The sequence below is a fragment of the Shewanella sp. SACH genome (assembly GCF_001887095.2).
Lineage (GTDB): Bacteria > Pseudomonadota > Gammaproteobacteria > Enterobacterales > Shewanellaceae > Shewanella > Shewanella baltica.
In genome coordinates this window covers 180,499-196,055 of sequence record NZ_MPDG02000004.1, presented here as the reverse complement: position 1 = coordinate 196,055, position 15,557 = coordinate 180,499, and the positions used below count along the sequence as shown (strand labels likewise).

The 15,557-nt window shown below is 47.9% G+C and carries 14 protein-coding genes; 7 read left to right on the top strand and 7 right to left on the bottom strand.

Annotated features, from left to right (window positions below; all coding sequences use genetic code 11):
• Window positions 1–4: 4 nt before the first annotated feature.
• The 3 genes from BM607_RS16385 to BM607_RS16375 all read left to right on the top strand — a co-directional run bounded on the left by BM607_RS16385 (window position 5) and on the right by BM607_RS16375 (window position 3,897).
• Window positions 5–3,139, top strand: a complete 3,135-nt coding sequence (locus BM607_RS16385; RefSeq protein ID WP_071940276.1) for an efflux RND transporter permease subunit — start codon at window positions 5–7, stop codon at window positions 3,137–3,139.
• A 133-nt stretch (window positions 3,140–3,272) separates the two neighbouring features.
• Complete coding sequence (locus tag BM607_RS16380) at window positions 3,273–3,536, top strand: hypothetical protein (protein ID WP_071940277.1); 264 nt, start codon at window positions 3,273–3,275, stop codon at window positions 3,534–3,536.
• A gap of 37 nt (window positions 3,537–3,573) precedes the next feature.
• Window positions 3,574–3,897 (top strand): hypothetical protein, encoded by a 324-nt coding sequence (locus tag BM607_RS16375; RefSeq protein WP_071940278.1) that lies wholly within the window; start codon window positions 3,574–3,576, stop codon window positions 3,895–3,897.
• A 74-nt stretch (window positions 3,898–3,971) separates the two neighbouring features.
• On the opposite strand, the gene BM607_RS16370 is transcribed toward BM607_RS16375, so the two are convergent.
• A complete protein-coding gene (locus BM607_RS16370; protein ID WP_071940279.1) occupies window positions 3,972–5,594 on the bottom strand; it encodes an AbgT family transporter in 1,623 nt (540 codons plus the stop codon).
• A gap of 572 nt (window positions 5,595–6,166) precedes the next feature.
• On the opposite strand from BM607_RS16370, the gene BM607_RS16365 reads away from it, so the two are divergent.
• From BM607_RS16365 to BM607_RS16355, 3 genes are read left to right on the top strand one after another with little or no spacing between them, the layout of a single operon-like run.
• On the top strand, window positions 6,167–6,733 hold the full coding sequence (locus BM607_RS16365) for a LemA family protein (RefSeq protein WP_006079455.1): 567 nt from the start codon (window positions 6,167–6,169) through the stop codon (window positions 6,731–6,733).
• 49 nt (window positions 6,734–6,782) lie between these two features.
• Window positions 6,783–7,820 carry a DUF3137 domain-containing protein gene (locus BM607_RS16360; RefSeq protein ID WP_071940280.1) on the top strand — a complete coding sequence of 346 codons (1,038 nt, stop codon included), beginning with the start codon at window positions 6,783–6,785 and terminating at the stop codon, window positions 7,818–7,820.
• Window positions 7,820–8,575, top strand: coding sequence for a lytic transglycosylase domain-containing protein (locus BM607_RS16355; protein WP_071940281.1), 756 nt, complete (start codon window positions 7,820–7,822; stop codon window positions 8,573–8,575). The genes BM607_RS16360 and BM607_RS16355 overlap by 1 nt, the downstream gene beginning before the upstream one ends.
• A gap of 68 nt (window positions 8,576–8,643) precedes the next feature.
• Here BM607_RS16355 and rlmJ read toward each other — a convergent pair whose 3' ends face one another.
• Both rlmJ and BM607_RS16345 read right to left on the bottom strand, forming a co-directional pair.
• Window positions 8,644–9,489, bottom strand: coding sequence for a 23S rRNA (adenine(2030)-N(6))-methyltransferase RlmJ (gene rlmJ, locus BM607_RS16350; RefSeq protein WP_006079458.1), 846 nt, complete (start codon window positions 9,487–9,489; stop codon window positions 8,644–8,646).
• Between the two features lie 92 nt (window positions 9,490–9,581).
• Window positions 9,582–11,846 (bottom strand): bifunctional diguanylate cyclase/phosphodiesterase, encoded by a 2,265-nt coding sequence (locus BM607_RS16345; RefSeq protein WP_071940282.1) that lies wholly within the window; start codon window positions 11,844–11,846, stop codon window positions 9,582–9,584.
• Between the two features lie 266 nt (window positions 11,847–12,112).
• Here BM607_RS16345 and BM607_RS16340 point away from each other — a divergent pair, with 266 nt between their 5' ends.
• Window positions 12,113–12,859, top strand: a complete 747-nt coding sequence (locus BM607_RS16340) for a class I SAM-dependent methyltransferase (RefSeq protein ID WP_006079459.1) — start codon at window positions 12,113–12,115, stop codon at window positions 12,857–12,859.
• Between the two features lie 109 nt (window positions 12,860–12,968).
• Here the strand turns inward: BM607_RS16340 and BM607_RS16335 are convergent, their stop codons facing one another.
• Genes BM607_RS16335 through BM607_RS16320 form a run of 4 tightly spaced genes read right to left on the bottom strand, consistent with a single transcriptional unit; the run spans window position 12,969 to window position 15,556 of the window.
• Entirely contained in the window at window positions 12,969–13,775 is an 807-nt protein-coding gene (locus tag BM607_RS16335) for an energy transducer TonB (RefSeq protein WP_071940283.1), read from the bottom strand.
• Window positions 13,772–14,176, bottom strand: a complete 405-nt coding sequence (locus BM607_RS16330; RefSeq protein ID WP_006079461.1) for a biopolymer transporter ExbD — start codon at window positions 14,174–14,176, stop codon at window positions 13,772–13,774. The genes BM607_RS16335 and BM607_RS16330 overlap by 4 nt, the downstream gene beginning before the upstream one ends.
• Window positions 14,176–14,646, bottom strand: a complete 471-nt coding sequence (locus tag BM607_RS16325) for a biopolymer transporter ExbD (RefSeq protein ID WP_012197833.1) — start codon at window positions 14,644–14,646, stop codon at window positions 14,176–14,178. Before BM607_RS16325 ends, BM607_RS16330 begins: the two co-directional genes overlap by 1 nt.
• Window positions 14,630–15,556 (bottom strand): MotA/TolQ/ExbB proton channel family protein, encoded by a 927-nt coding sequence (locus BM607_RS16320; RefSeq protein WP_071940284.1) that lies wholly within the window; start codon window positions 15,554–15,556, stop codon window positions 14,630–14,632. The genes BM607_RS16325 and BM607_RS16320 overlap by 17 nt, the downstream gene beginning before the upstream one ends.
• Between the last annotated feature and the right edge of the window lies 1 nt (window position 15,557).

Genomic DNA, 15,557 nt, shown 5'->3' with positions numbered 1-15,557 from the left:
AGCTATGGCACGTTTTTTTATTGATCGCCCCATCTTTGCGTGGGTGATCGCCTTGATTATCATGCTGGCAGGGGTCCTCTCGCTCCGCTCGCTGCCAGTGTCTCAATATCCTAACATTGCACCACCGACCGTGGTGATCAGTGCTAACTATCCTGGCGCTTCCGCTAAGATTGTTGAAGACTCTGTGACTCAGGTGATTGAGCAACGTATGACGGGTATTGATAACCTCCGTTATATCTCCTCAACCAGTGATAGTTTTGGTAATGCGTCTATTACCTTAACCTTCAACGCCGAAGCCGATCCGGATATTGCACAGGTTCAAGTTCAGAACAAGTTACAGGGCGCTATGACCCTGTTACCGCAAGAAGTGCAGTCGCAAGGGGTTAACGTTAACAAGTCGAGTTCAGGCTTCTTAATGGTATTAGGCTTCGTATCGACCGACGGTTCGTTAGATAAAGGCGATATCGCCGACTACGTGGGTGCGAACATTCAAGATCCTATGAGCCGTGTTCCGGGTGTAGGTGAAATTCAGCTGTTCGGTGCCCAATATGCGATGCGTATATGGCTAGATCCGTTGAAGTTGACTCAATATAACTTAACTAGCTTAGATGTTATTGCGGCTATTCGTTCTCAAAACGCTCAAGTCTCCGCTGGACAGTTAGGTGGCGCGCCATCTGTGGCTGGCCAAGAGCTGAACGCGACTGTATCGGCGCAAAGCCGCTTACAAACGGCGGAAGAGTTTCGCAAGATTATCCTTAAATCGGATATTTCAGGCGCAAATGTCTTCCTCGGTGATGTGGCACGAGTTGAGTTAGGTTCTGAAAGTTATGCCGTGGTGTCACTGTATAATGGTCAACCTGCAACAGGGTTAGCGATCAAGCTGGCAACGGGTGCTAACGCGCTGGATACCGCATCAGCGGTTCGTGAAAAAATTGCTGAGATGAAGCCTTTCTTCCCGCAGGGGTTAGAAGTGGTTTATCCATACGATACAACACCTTTCGTAGAGCAATCTATCGAAGGTGTGGTGCATACCTTGCTTGAAGCTATCGTACTTGTGTTCGTCATCATGTACCTCTTCCTGCAAAACTTCCGTGCAACCTTGATCCCGACCATTGCGGTACCTGTGGTATTGCTGGGTACCTTTGCGATTCTATCGATGGCAGGGTTCTCGATTAACACCCTAACCATGTTCGCTATGGTGCTCGCCATCGGTTTGCTGGTGGACGATGCGATTGTGGTGGTGGAAAACGTCGAGCGGGTGATGTCCGAAGAGGGCTTAAGTCCACTCGAAGCGACGCGTAAGTCGATGGACCAAATTACCGGTGCCTTAGTCGGTATTGGTCTGACCCTATCTGCTGTGTTTGTACCTATGGCATTTATGTCAGGTTCAACGGGTGTGATCTACCGTCAGTTCTCGATCACTATCGTCTCTGCGATGGCGCTGTCTGTACTGGTGGCGTTGATTTTAACGCCAGCACTGTGTGCGACTATGCTCAAGCCAGTCAAGAAGGGCCATGGTCACATAGAAACAGGCTTCTTCGGTTGGTTTAACCGTACTTTCGACAAGCTGACTAATCGTTATGAGTCGAGCGTAGCTGGTATCATCAAGCGCAGCTTCAGAGTCATGACGATTTACGTTGTGCTGGTTATTGCAGTGGGTTGGATCTTCATCCGTATGCCTACCGCCTTCTTGCCAGACGAAGACCAAGGTATTTTGTTTACCCAAGCGATTTTGCCGACTAACTCAACCCAAGAAAGCACTCTAAAAGTATTGGAGAAAGTTTCTGATCACTTTATGGCTGAAGAAGGCGTGAGATCGGTATTTAGCGTGGCAGGCTTCAGTTTTGCTGGTCAAGGGCAAAACATGGGTATCGCCTTCGTTGGCTTGAAGGATTGGTCTGAGCGTGAAGCGCCTGGCATGGACGTTAAGTCTATTGCGGGTCGTGCCATGGGTGTGTTCGGCCAGATGAAAGATGCCTTAGTCTTTGCCTTCGTACCGCCTGCGGTTATCGAGTTGGGTACGGCTAACGGTTTCGACATGTACTTGCAGGATAAGAACGGCCAAGGTCACGAGAAGTTAGTGGCGGCACGTAACCAACTGCTAGGCATGGCGGCACAGAATCCAAATCTGGTGGGCGTGCGTCCTAACGGTCAAGAAGATGCGCCGATTTATCAATTACATGTAGATCACGCTAAGTTAAGCGCGTTAGGCATTGAAATCACTAATGTGAACAGTGTGCTTGCCACGGCTTGGGGTGGTTCTTATGTGAACGACTTTATTGACCGCGGCCGCGTGAAGAAAGTGTATGTGCAAGGTGATGCCCAGTATCGTATGCAACCAGGAGACTTAGACTCTTGGTACGTGCGAAACAACAAGGGTGACATGGTGCCATTCTCTGCCTTTGCGACGGGTACATGGGAATTCGGTTCACCACGTCTAGAGCGCTTTAACGGCTTACCGTCGATGAACATTCAGGGTGCTACGGCTCCTGGGTTCAGTACCGGTGCGGCGATGGAAATCATGGAAGACCTTGCTAAGCAGCTTCCTCCTGGTTTTGGTGTCGAGTGGAACGGCTTATCGTACGAAGAGCGTTTATCGGGTAACCAAGCGCCTGCGCTGTATGCCCTGTCGATCTTAGTGGTGTTCCTCGTACTGGCGGCACTCTATGAGAGCTGGTCGGTGCCGTTTGCTGTTGTGCTGGTGGTGCCACTCGGGATCATCGGTGCCTTAGTTGCAATGAACGGTCGCGGCTTGCCAAACGACGTGTTCTTCCAAGTGGGGCTGTTAACCACAGTGGGCTTAGCAACCAAGAATGCCATCTTGATTGTGGAATTCGCGAAAGAGTTCTACGAGAAAGGTTCAGGCTTAGTCGAGGCGACCTTGCATGCGGTACGTGTGCGTTTGCGTCCTATTCTGATGACGTCTCTTGCCTTTGGTTTAGGTGTTGTGCCGTTAGCCATTAGCTCGGGTGTGGGTTCTGGTAGCCAAAACGCCATCGGTACTGCGGTACTTGGCGGTATGATGAGCTCGACTTTCCTAGGTATCTTCTTCGTACCATTATTCTTCGTGATAGTGGAGCGTATCTTCAGTAAGCGTGAGAAGAAAGGTAAGGAAGAGAAGCCAAACTCAGCTGAGTAAGCTCAGTCGTTTCTAAACTAAAGCCCTGCAATTGCGGGGCTTTTTGTTATTTGAATGCTGTTAGTTATAAAGATGGATAGGCACTGTGCGCGAGTTCTGGCATATTGCGCTTAGGCCGTTAAGAGGACGAAACATGGATGATGCAGCATTGGAATTGCAAAAACTAGATGCACTACTTGCTAAGGGTAAGTGGTACTTTATTTTGGTCTTTGGCGTATTTTTCTGGGGTATGTTGGTGTCCCTCATGGTCGCCTTAATCCATTATTTTATCTTGGGCGATCCATTCTGGGCGGAACTGCAAAGAGCACTCTATATTTATCCCATTAGCGGCATTTTATTTGGTTGGTTTACGTGGGTGCAGATTCATCGTAAGCGAGATAAACTGCGCGCCCAATAGCATCAATAGTTCTGGTTAAGCTGAGTGTAGGGGTGACATGGTGTTTTCGTGGGGTAATCTTGCAACTAAGCAACTTATCGTGGGAATGATATGCCATAGCATAGCGCTGGCGTTTTTGGCCTATGGTGTATATGCGTTTTACTTGCCGGGGCTTGCTGTGCCCGAGTTAACCCGCTGTGTCGGTGCCGCCGTGTTATTTGTCGGCATGGGGTTAACCCCGCAGTTATTTTTTATGTCAGTGAGCCAAATAGTGTCGCAAGCCAAGGACACGCCAGAAAAATCCACACTGCAGACCTATGTGTTTAATCTAGGTATGTTTTTGCTCATTTGCAGTCTGTTGATGGAATGGTTATACGACTAAATCTACGGGTTTTAGTGGATCAACCCGATAAAGCAAGGGCGTCGACTTCATCATCGGCGCCCTTTTTATTGAGGTTAAGGCGTATAGTAAGTCGCTGCGCCTGGCCCGACGGGCAGACCAAAGCCAAATACCCACAGGAAGAAGAATGCTGTCCAACCCGCGAAAAACACCAGGGTGTACGGCAGCATAGTGGCGATCAGCGTGCCTATACCGAGGTTTTTCTGGTAACGACAGGCGACCGCTAATATCAAACCGAAGTAGCTCATCATAGGCGTGACTAAGTTCGTCACTGAGTCCCCAATACGGTATGCCGCTTGAATTGTTTCGGGCGCATAACCTACCAGCATCAGCATAGGCACAAAAATCGGGGCGGTAATGGCCCACTGCGCCGAGGCGCTACCGAGCATCAAGTTGATAAAGCCGCAAAGCATAATAAAGAACAGGAACACGATAGGGCCAGTCAGACCTATGGATTGCAGCCCATCAGCCCCTAACACTGCGAGTACCGCACCTAAATTACTCCAGTTGAAGAAGGCGACAAACTGCGCGGCGAAGAAGACGAGGACGATATACATGCCCATAGTGCTCATGCTGTGGGACATGGCATTGATGACATCTTTATCATTTTTGATGCTGCCCACTATTTTGCCGTAAATAAAGCCCGGTATGGCAAAACAAATAAAGATGAAGGCGACTATACCCTTAAGGAAGGGCGAACCTGAGATAAGGCCAGTTTCTGGATGACGCAGCGGCGCACCTTCGGGGACGACTGAAAGCGCTAGGATAACGGCGAGCACTAACATAGATAACCCCGCCCATTTTAAGCCACGCTTTTCAATCTCACTAACGCTCTCCATCGATTGCAGTACGGTTTCATCCGCATCATCACCTTGGTATTTGCCTAACTTAGGCTCGACGATTTTCTCAGTAACAAAGGCGCCAAGGAAAGTGATCACAAAGGTGGAAACAAACATGAAGTACCAGTTCACTTCTGGGCCGACGTTGTACTCAGGATCTATCATGCGCGCCGCAGCTTCGGTTATGCCCGATAATAAGGGATCGACAGTACCCAGTAACAAGTTAGCGCTATAGCCTCCTGAAACCCCCGCAAAGGCGGCGGCTAAACCGGCCAGAGGATGGCGACCAAGGGAGTGGAAAATCATCGCCGCCATAGGGATTAACACCACATAGCCAAGCTCGGCGGCCGTGTTGGACATAATGCCGGCAAAGACTATGGTCACAGTAACCAAGCGCTTTGAGGCGCCCATGACTAAGGCGCGCATAGCGGCGGATAATAAGCCGGAACGTTCTGCAATCCCGACGCCGAGTAGTGCGACGAGCACAGTGCCAAGCGGCGTAAAGCCAGTAAAGTTAGTCACCAGATGCGAGACTATCATCCGCAAGCCTTCGGCGTTCATTAGGCTTACCACATGGATTAAACCATCGGCACTGCGGCCGTGGGAACCAATAGGTCTTGGGTCAACAACGGTCAGGCCAAAGTAACCCGCGATACCTGAAATGACGACCACAGCGACACAGAACAGCGCGAATAGGGTGATTGGGTGGGGGAGAAGATTACCTAAGCGTTCAACAATATTGAGAAAACGCACAAACCAACCACTGGCGCTGATATCGCCATGTTGTGGATCTGGCTCCGAGGCCTTTTTTGGGGGGATATCGCCGGAATTGAAACTCATCGTTCTTCCTTTATGTCAACCTTTGCGCAGCGCACTATCTTTGACCCTAGAACAGACGCGAGGCATAGCCAACGGCCGACTGCGAATAAGGTGGCTGAGGGGATGACTCTGGCAGCAAGTATTCTGGGGGAAAGCTAAGGTGAAAGTTAAAAAATTAGCCGGAAAGTATGATTGTTAAGTTTTAATTGAAACTTAAATGTTGCGATTAGCTGTGTAGAAGTGATGAGGGCAAAATGGGGATAAAAAAATGGACTCTCGAGGAGTCCAGTATTCACGAGCAAAATTGGATGCTCTAATGTTGTGCCAATACACTATAGACCTTGTTTGCTGTATCGGAGCTGAATATCGTTAAATTTATATTTTAATTGCGCTTTTTAATGTGCCGGATCACAGTTTTCCGCCTAAAGAGGCGAGTTTTGCTGGTGGTTGAAGCTCCAGATAGCCACTTTCACCATTGCCAGCTCTGACCAGCGAATAATTTCATCGTCTTAACCTGTGCCATAGGTGAAATTTCCACTCATTTATGATTAGCTGTATCCTGTTAACAAGAATAAGAAACCTAAGGATGGAAGATGGAAAAATTGTTATTGGGATTAACGCTGATTTTTATCGTTACCTATCTTTGGTACGTCAGCCTAGTCAAAAAGCGCAATACTGCACTCGAGGCCCTGTCGGGTATCGATGTACAGCTAACCAAACGTGCCGATCTTGTGCCTAATATTCTAAAAATCGCCAAACGATTTATGGATCATGAAAAGTCGCTGCTCACAGAAATCACCGAATTACGCACTCAGCTCAGCCATAATTACAACAAGGCCGATCCGAGTGCCGTTAAAGAGCATTTAGTTCAGGCCGAGCGGTTGAATGACAAAATGGGCGCCTTGATGGTGAATGTGGAGAACTATCCCGAGCTCAAGTCAGACAACACTATGCTTCAGGCGATGCAGACCTATAACGAGGTCGAAGCGCATATCTCTGCAGCGAGACGTTTCTATAACTCGGCAGTGTCAGAGCTTAATACTGCGGTTGAAATCTTCCCTGGCTCGATTATCGCTTCTATGGCGAGCATTAAAGTGATGCCATTCTATGAGGTGAGCGAAGCGGCAAAAGCGCCCGTAGATGCGGCCGAATACCTGTAAGCTTAGCTGTGCAGGGTGAGTTATCACCCTGCAATACTATGATATCAATATGAATATTTTCACCTTTATTTTAGGTAGCCCGATTCGGACTTATCGGGGTCATGTTGGTTTGTCTGCGGATTTGGATGAACTTCCTCAACTCGAAGCGTATTACGAAGAACACCTAGCCCCCATTAGTCGTAAATATGAAACTAAGCGCGTGGCCTGTCTTAAGGCGGCGCGTAAACGTTTATATTTGAGTTTGATGATAGTACTTGGGCTGACCTTACTCACTGTGATTGGCTATTACAGCGGCGTTGCTTATTTCCCACCTTTACCCTTGCTTGCCTTAGTTGGGTTGAGCTGGTGGAGCTTTGCGCCGACTCGAAATTTTAAACATCTGGTTCAACGGGATATTTATCCACTGATGTTTAAATATTTCGGTGATGATTTTGTTTATAGCCGCGAAATGCGCCTCGATATGAATCGACTCGTTGCGGCTAAAGTATTGCCGCAATACGACAAAGTGAGCTTCGGTGACTATATTCAAGGCCGCTATAAAGGCGTTGAGCTAACTGTAAATGAACTCACCTTGACCAAGAATGTGCAAGTCGAAGAGCTGGATGCCAGCACCAATAGGCGCAAAACCGTTACCCGCACCGAAACCCAGTTTAGTGGCTTAGTGGTTGAACTGAGTAGCCATAAAGCGTTTATCGGCCACACTGTGGTGCTGAGGGATCGCGGTGGTTTAGCGAATTTCTTGTCTGACAGCCATGCCGAACTGGTGCGAGTGAAACTTGAAGATCCGCAATTCGAAAAAGAGTTTGATGTATTTTCAACGGATCAAGTAGAGTCTCGCTATTTGCTCAATACGGCATTTATGGAGCGCTTACAGGAACTTGCCAAGCATTTTGGTGGAAATATTCAATGCGCTTTCTTTCGCAATAAGTTGATTATGTTCCTGCCAAATCGCAGAACGCGTTTTCAAATGCAGTCCATTTTTAATGGCGCGACCTTTTCAGCAGAATTTAGTCAGATAAACCGAGAGATGAAGCAACTCTTTGCTATTATTGAAGTACTTAAACTTAATCAGCACACGGGACTTTGATGTTGCTCACTCGCTCAGCACCGACTCGTACACAGATGGCAGCGGCCTTTTTATCGCCTCGCAGCCTTGCCGTGTTGGGTCTGTGTTTATGGCTGATATCGAGTCTGATGGTGAGTGTAAAAGCGGAGGAGGCAAGCGTAAAACCTAAGCCGCGTATCGTTGCCAGATATTCAGAGAGCGGCATAGTCAGCCGTGAAGGCTTAGAAAAACTCAAGATTTATCAATACCAACAAGCCAATGGCGTCACTGTATTTACCGACAAAGCCCCTGCCAATAACCCGTATCAAATTCTGTTATATGACTGTTTTGCCTGCCGCCCCGACTCGACCATAGATTGGAATGGTATCCGTTTATTTACCGCCAATTATGATGCCCTGATCTCCCGTGCTGCCCATAAACATCAACTTGACCCCGCCTTGATCCGCGCCGTGATCCACGCAGAATCAGCCTTCAATGCGCGTGCATTGTCGCGTACTGGCGCTATGGGATTAATGCAATTAATGCCTGAAACGGCTAAAGAAATGGGTGTGGCAAACGCGTTTTTACCCGAAGAAAATATCTTAGGTGGCAGTAAGTATCTGGCGCAAATGCTAAAACAGTTTAACGGGGATGTGGCCTTGGCCTGCGCGGCCTACAATGCGGGGCCGACAACTGTGGTGCAGTACAATGGCATTCCACCCTATCCTGAAACTCAAGCCTATGTTGAGCGGGTGAAAATTCTATTAAAGCGTTATCGCGAGCAGAAGGGCGTTTAGCTGTAGGCTTTGTGAACTTAAATCAAGCGGCGAAAACCTGAGATCATCGCCGCCATTTGAGTAGAAGGTTATTCGCCGACTTCCCATTTTACTGTGATGTTACCGTCCGCTTGTCCGAGCGTCTTACCTAAGTAATCCATTAATTCGGTTGCGATTTCATCTAACTGCCAAGGCGGATTGATGATCCATAACCCTGCCGCTGTCATGCCAAACTCATCCGAATCGGGTTTAATCGCCTGCTCAATTCTCAGCTGACGTTTAATACCACTGCTGGCGAGGCGCGATAACATGCCTTCGGTCTGAGCGCGATTTACCACGGGATACCAAAGCATAAACACGCCTGTAGCAAAACGTTTATGCGCTTTGATCAGGGTTTCGGCTACATCTTGATAGTCGGTTTTCATCTCGTAGCTAGGATCGACGAGCACCAGAGCGCGGCGCTCTAAGGGTGGCACTGCGGCGATAAGGCCTTTTAAGCCATCACCTTTGATCACTTTTACTTGCCTGTCTTCGCAGAAATAATCGTCCAGCAACACATAATCAGTGCTGTGCAGCTCGTGCAGCACCATGCGATCTTTAGGCCCCAATTCCATGTCTATAATGGCAGGCGAACCTGGGTAGAAGTTGAGTTCGTCAGGATTTTCTTCATTAAAATGACGCACGGCGGCGACATAGTCCTGCAGCGATTGCGGCAGATCAGTTTTATCCCAAAGCTTAGCTACACCTTCGAGGTATTCACCGGTTTTTTGTGCAAATTCATCGCTTAAAGCATAACCACCTGCACCCGCATGGGTATCGATATACACGAGTGGTTTGTCTTTCTTGTGCATCAGCTGCAAGGTTTGAAGCAAGATGGCGTGTTTCAACACATCGGCATAATTGCCAGCGTGATAACCATGGCGGTAACTTAACATGGGGGATCCTAGTAATTTGCAAACATAGCAAAGAGAGGCAAATGCCTGACGCCAATTATACCTGCGATGCTTGTAGGCGTAAATTTAATGCCTCAGTTGGCGCTCTTTTTATTGGCGAACCAATGTGTGGGTGTTTGCATTTGAAAGGTTTTCAGCCATAGATTCGCGGGTGCGGGTTTACCGAATAGATAGCCTTGAAATTGTTCACATCCTAGCGCCGTGAGTTGCAATAACTGGGCTTCGGTTTCGATACCTTCGGCAATGACGTTGAGTTTTAAGCTCTTGGCTAACAGGATGGCGGCGTTGACAATTTGGGTATGGCGTTCACTAATGCCCATTTGACTGACAAAGCAGCGGTCGATTTTTATCGTGTCGGCACTGATATCGATGAGTTGGCTTAATGATGCATGGCCAGTGCCAAAATCGTCAATGGCGATAGAAACTCCCATGCGAGCTAAGGTGTTTAGGCGTCGGCCCGTTTCTTTATGGGTTGAAAATACTGAGGTTTCAGTGATTTCAATTTCTAATAATGGGATGAGTTCGGGGTGATTCATATAGGTTTGGATCAACACCTTAAAGAAGCGATCCGACAAAATATCTTGCCCAGATAAGTTGAAGGCTATCCTGACCAGAGGCACATTTTTCGGCCAAGAACGGATCAGTTGTAGTAATTGCCTGAAGACTTTTATAGCAAAAATCGCCTGTAATTGGGATGACTCTATGATGGGGATAAACGTGTTCGGCATAATCATAGTGCCGTCTTCATCGAACATTCTTGCCAGCGCTTCAAAGCTAATAATGTGGCCATCGGCCCTTACTTTAGGCTGTAGCCACATTTCCAGACGATTGTGTTTCAATGCGTCGCGAATTTTGGCTTTCTGTGATGAGGCTTCGAGAAGATTATTAATCAAACCAATGTAATACACCATGACTGGGCTAGCTTGGGTGGTTTGCTTAATGGCAATTAAACATTGCTCTGCGGCTTGCTGCGGTGAGGCTTTATTACCCGAACTGCAACCGACTCGGCACTCGAGATGATATTCAATTTGTTGTTCATGTTTAAGCTGCAGGTTTGTTGGAATACGCTCGCGTAATTGTAGCGCGAGGTTTTCGGGGGAGATCAGCGGCAGGCTGGTAAACTCAAGCGCAAACGAGGCTCCCCTAAACCGGTATATTTTTGCGTGATGACCAAAGCGATTTTTGAGTTCGGTCGCAAAGGCTTTTAGGATGGCATCCCCGACGCTGATACCGAATGCCGCATTGATTTGACTCAGATTATCAATTTTGACTATGGCAACAGTCATATCCAAATGGATCGTGCTTGGGGCTGGGTTATACCAGTGATTCTCGTTGGGTAATCCGGTCACTAAATCATAGAAATGTGTGCTGATATGGTGTTTTTTAAGTCGGCTCAGTTCAATCGCATGGTTTGCCTGTTCTGTGACATCGTGGCAGTGAAACAACAAAGTGTCATGGTGCTCTAATGAGGCTTTCTGCAGCAGATATTTAGTGCCGTTGTTGTTCTTTAAATGGGTCGGAAACGCGGCCGCCAGTAAGTTTGTGCTGGTATCTTCGGTAAGTTCAAAAATGTCACATAGGCGAGTGCGGTTTAGTGTGACCTCTCCGGCGATTTCTTTGGCCGCATTATTTAGGTTGAGGATCACCCCGTCCTCATTACAGAAGAAGGACGCGGTACCATTATTTTCAAAGATTTCAGCATATTGATCTAAGGTACGCTGCAGAGCATTTTGATGCTGGATCATTTGCTGCGCATGGACTTTCTGGGTTTTTAGCAGGCGCATTGCTGACAAGGGAATACAAATATTAAAAAAGACAAACAGTAAGCCATTCAGATAAGCGTGGGTCGCAGGCAGACTGATATCAATATCAATAATCGGGGGAATATTTTGGTTACGCAGCAGCAGTAAAAAAGGCAATACATTAAAAAACATCATGATAACGGCCACTTTTCTGCCAAATAGAAAAAGCGCCATTAAGGGCAAGGTATATAAGAAGGTAATCCCCGCCTGCGATAAGTTAAAGTCTGGGACAAACAAGAGTATAGAAATACAGGCGGCAATGACCATAGCCAGCAGGCTAATTGAGCTGGCGAGTAAATATTTGCGGGTAAACCATAAAGTTAAGAAGAGTACGGTTAAAAAACTGACCGTAATGCTGATAATGAAAGCGAGGTTTAACTGATACGCAATTAAAGAGCTATGCAGCACTATGCTAGCGGTCAACATCGCGCCACTGAGCAGAATGATCCGCAATAAGCTGGTTTTTAATATTGTTCTATCAGGATTTAAAAAGTCTTGATCCCTAATAAACAAAAAACCTTTCAGCCATTGAAGCAAAAAGAGTCCTTATCCCATACGGAAGTCACGCAGGTTGACTGGGGATATAACATATAACATAAATCACCTAATTGTTATACAAATAGATTACTATCTTTATAAATCAGTGGATTACAGTGTGATGCTTGTTTGAATCTTTAAGGGTGCACTGCGACAAATTGACTAAGACAGTGATGAGTTTGCTGATGTGATTTGCTGACTGGCATATTCATAAACCAGATTTTTAGGCATAATGGCCATCATTTTCGTTGGTTAGAAGACAGCCTGTGACCCCGATTTTTTTCAATCAGCAATACCCAACACTTGTGGATATTTGTGCACGTTGGCAACTCGTCTACGATGCGAATGCGACCTTCGAATTGCGTTTTGAATCAGATACTTTATCACTGCATAAACGCGATGAGCCTAAGCTTGATGGCATAGTGGTGGATTTTGTGACTGGCGCCGTCGCCCATAGACGTAAGTTCGGTGGTGGTCGCGGCCAATCCATCGCTAAAGCCGTGGGATTAAAGCAAGGGGTAATGCCAAGTGTGGTTGATGGCACTGCGGGTTTAGGACGCGATGCCTTCGTGCTAGCAAGCCTTGGTTGCACTGTAACTATGGTTGAACGTCATCCTGTGGTTGCGGCATTGCTTGAAGACGGCCTGCGCCGCGCCTATCAAGATGCTGAAATCGGCGATTGGATGCGTGAGCGGATGCGCCTGTTCCATGGTTCGAGCCTTGAAGCCCTTTCGAAATTGGCACAAGAGGTGGATGTGGTGTACCTCGATCCTATGTATCCCCACCGCGATAAATCGGCCCTTGTTAAAAAAGAAATGCGTGTATTCCAATCCTTAGTTGGCGCCGATTTAGACGCCGATGGCTTACTCGCCCCCGCTTTAGCCTTAGCAACTAAACGTGTCGTCGTTAAGCGCCCAGACTACGCCGAAGATTTGGACGGGGTTAAGCCAAATACGGTTATCGAAACTAAGAAAAACCGTTTCGATGTCTACGTAAAAGCCGCGATGAAATAGGGTTTATACCTATTTACATGATTGCTCAGACAAACAAGCAAGGCACTCATTAAATATGATGACCATATCGATAAGTTTGTCCGCTGGATGTCCCATTTCACGGCGCAGCTTAACGTAAGAAAAACTGCACTGGCACAACAAGTTCTAACGTCTCGTTTGGCATTGTATTGGGTATGGCAGGTAAGGGCTGGGCTCGCTCCAACATTTTTAGTGCTTCTGCATCTAATGTTTGATAGCCCGAACTTTGCTCAATTCGACTCGCGCTGACTCTGCCTTGACGATCTAACACAAAATACAGCATGACTGTGCCTTGCTGACGTCGATTACGTGCCGTGCGCGGATATTCCTTATGTTGTTCCAACCAGGCTAATAAAGTCGCAGTGTAGTCTTGGGTATCGCCAAGCAAACCTCCTCCAGTCATGTTATCGCCGCTAGCCGCCTTATTCTGTTCTGCTGAATGACCTTCACCGTTTTGACCTACTTCGTTGGCAGACGCTGCTAACGCTGTCGGCGATGGGGTTTCGGTTGGATTGCTATGCTGCTCATTCACCTCGGACTGAGTTGTTAGCTTATGTTGAGGCGTTGGCGCTATGGGTTTAGGTTTGGTACTTAGTGTGGGAGTTGCTTTCTTTGTTATGGGTGGCAGTCGTGCTGGTTTATCGAGTTGCTCTTTAATGGGCTCAGATTTTTGCTCAGCTACTGGCGCCGTCGTTTGTGGCATAGCACTCACTGCGCTACCTGCAGGCCCTAAGGAAATTTCAATCCCTCCGTTGCCAACCGCTTTAGCCTGACCCGTTGGCGTTATTACTGCTGGTGACCAAAACACTGCAGCCGTTAAGGCGATGTGCAAAAAAGCCGCTAACAGCAAAGCTATACCGCATTGCGCTATGCTCGGCGCTAACTCTTGGTCTGTCATTTTGCCCCCAGCTCAGTTAATAAACGCAGCTTTTTAACGCCTACGCCATACAAGGCTTGGGTAAAATGCACGAGCTGGTTTCCCGATAACTCACCATCAACTTTTAGCGTGACTTGGGTTTCTGGCTCGGCGGACAGCAGCATATCGATGCGTGCTAACAGTTCTGCTTCCGTAATCGGTTCATTATCGAGTGCGAGTTTGTTGTCACGGCTTATTAGGATGAGCACTGCATCCGGTTCATCTACGCCATCACTTTGCGAGACCGGTGGAGTGACATCAAACGGCGCTGTCACAGAAAGGCTACCTGCGATCATAAAAAAGATTAACAGCAAGAACACCACATTAATCAGCGGCAAAATACGTTCTTCGGTTTGGTCCGGCCGACGTTCAGGAAAATGCATTAGTGGTTGTTCTCCATGTTATTGCCGTCCGCTTTCGTCGCAGGTGCGGGTTGCCAATTGGAGTCTTCTACCAGTGTTAGCGGCGTAATCCCTGCGGCATTAAGTGCATCCAATACCTGTACTAACCTTTGTACTGGAGTATCCGCCTGCGGCTGTAGGCTCACTATCTGGCTTGCAGGCTGGCGCCCTTGTGCTTTTTGCTGTAATGCTTCCAGTGTGATCGTTTCGCCGTTTAGTTGCAGTTGGTCTGCGCTAATTTGTACTAAAAATGGCGCTTGCTCAGCGGGAGCGGGGCTACCTGCCGTGCTGGTATCGAGCGCTACAGTGCGCCAGTCTAGAAAACTGGAAGACAGCATAAAAAACACTAATAGGATAAACACCACATCAATGAGTGGCGTTAAGCTAATCACAGCTTTACGTTTTGAAGGATGAGCCGTGAGTCTTGGTCGTTGACTAAATGGCGCTTGCATGGCGTGCCTGTTTGTTATTGGCTGTGAGTGGTGTAACCACTGTGTTTGGTGCTTGATAAGTGCTGGCCGCCGATAACTCTGGGGTAAACAGTTGCGTCACTAAGTTATCCATTTCATGTGCGAGGTGATCGACGCGCCGCTCCAGATAGTTCAGCAATGCCACCACTGGGATAGCGACACACAAGCCGACCGCTGTGGTGAGCAAGGCTTCCCAGATCCCGCCCGATAGAATCGCCGGATTCACTTTATTACCCGCCGCTTGGAGTTGTTGGAAGGCGGAGATCATACCCATTACCGTGCCCAGTAATCCCAGTAGTGGTGATAATGAACCTATGACCTCTAGTGGGCGTAATCCGCGTCTTAACTGAAATAGCGCATTACAGCCATAACGCAGCACTTCTTCACGCACTAAAGATTCAGGTAGTTGGCGTGTGATGCCACGAATTGCTTGTGCCATTGCCTGTGCTGTGGGATTGCGGCTTACTGCAGCAAGCTGCAATGCTTCTTCCTGCTTGCCTTGTTGCCATAGCGCTAATGCCTGCCTTGCGGGTTTACGTTGCCACAGTCCGGCTCGCTGAAACTGGATAAGTTTCATCAGCACAATCGTCATCGCAACCAATGACATCAACACCAATATCACCACTACAGTGCCGCCCGTCTCCAGCAGCGCGAGGGCATCGTTCCACCAAGTCGATGTTGCTAACACATCTGTAGCGGAAGCTTCCTCCGTTGGCTGTTGCACACCCGAAACTACCGTTTCAGGTACTGAAGACAATTGCTCAATGGCATGAGTCTCAGTGTTGATCGGTAACGTGGCTTGGCTGTTATCGGCGCTGGTATTTTCTTGCGCCCAACCGGTGAGTGGTAAAGTAAGTAGCGCCAATGAGAGTAAAACGGCTTTCAATATCATC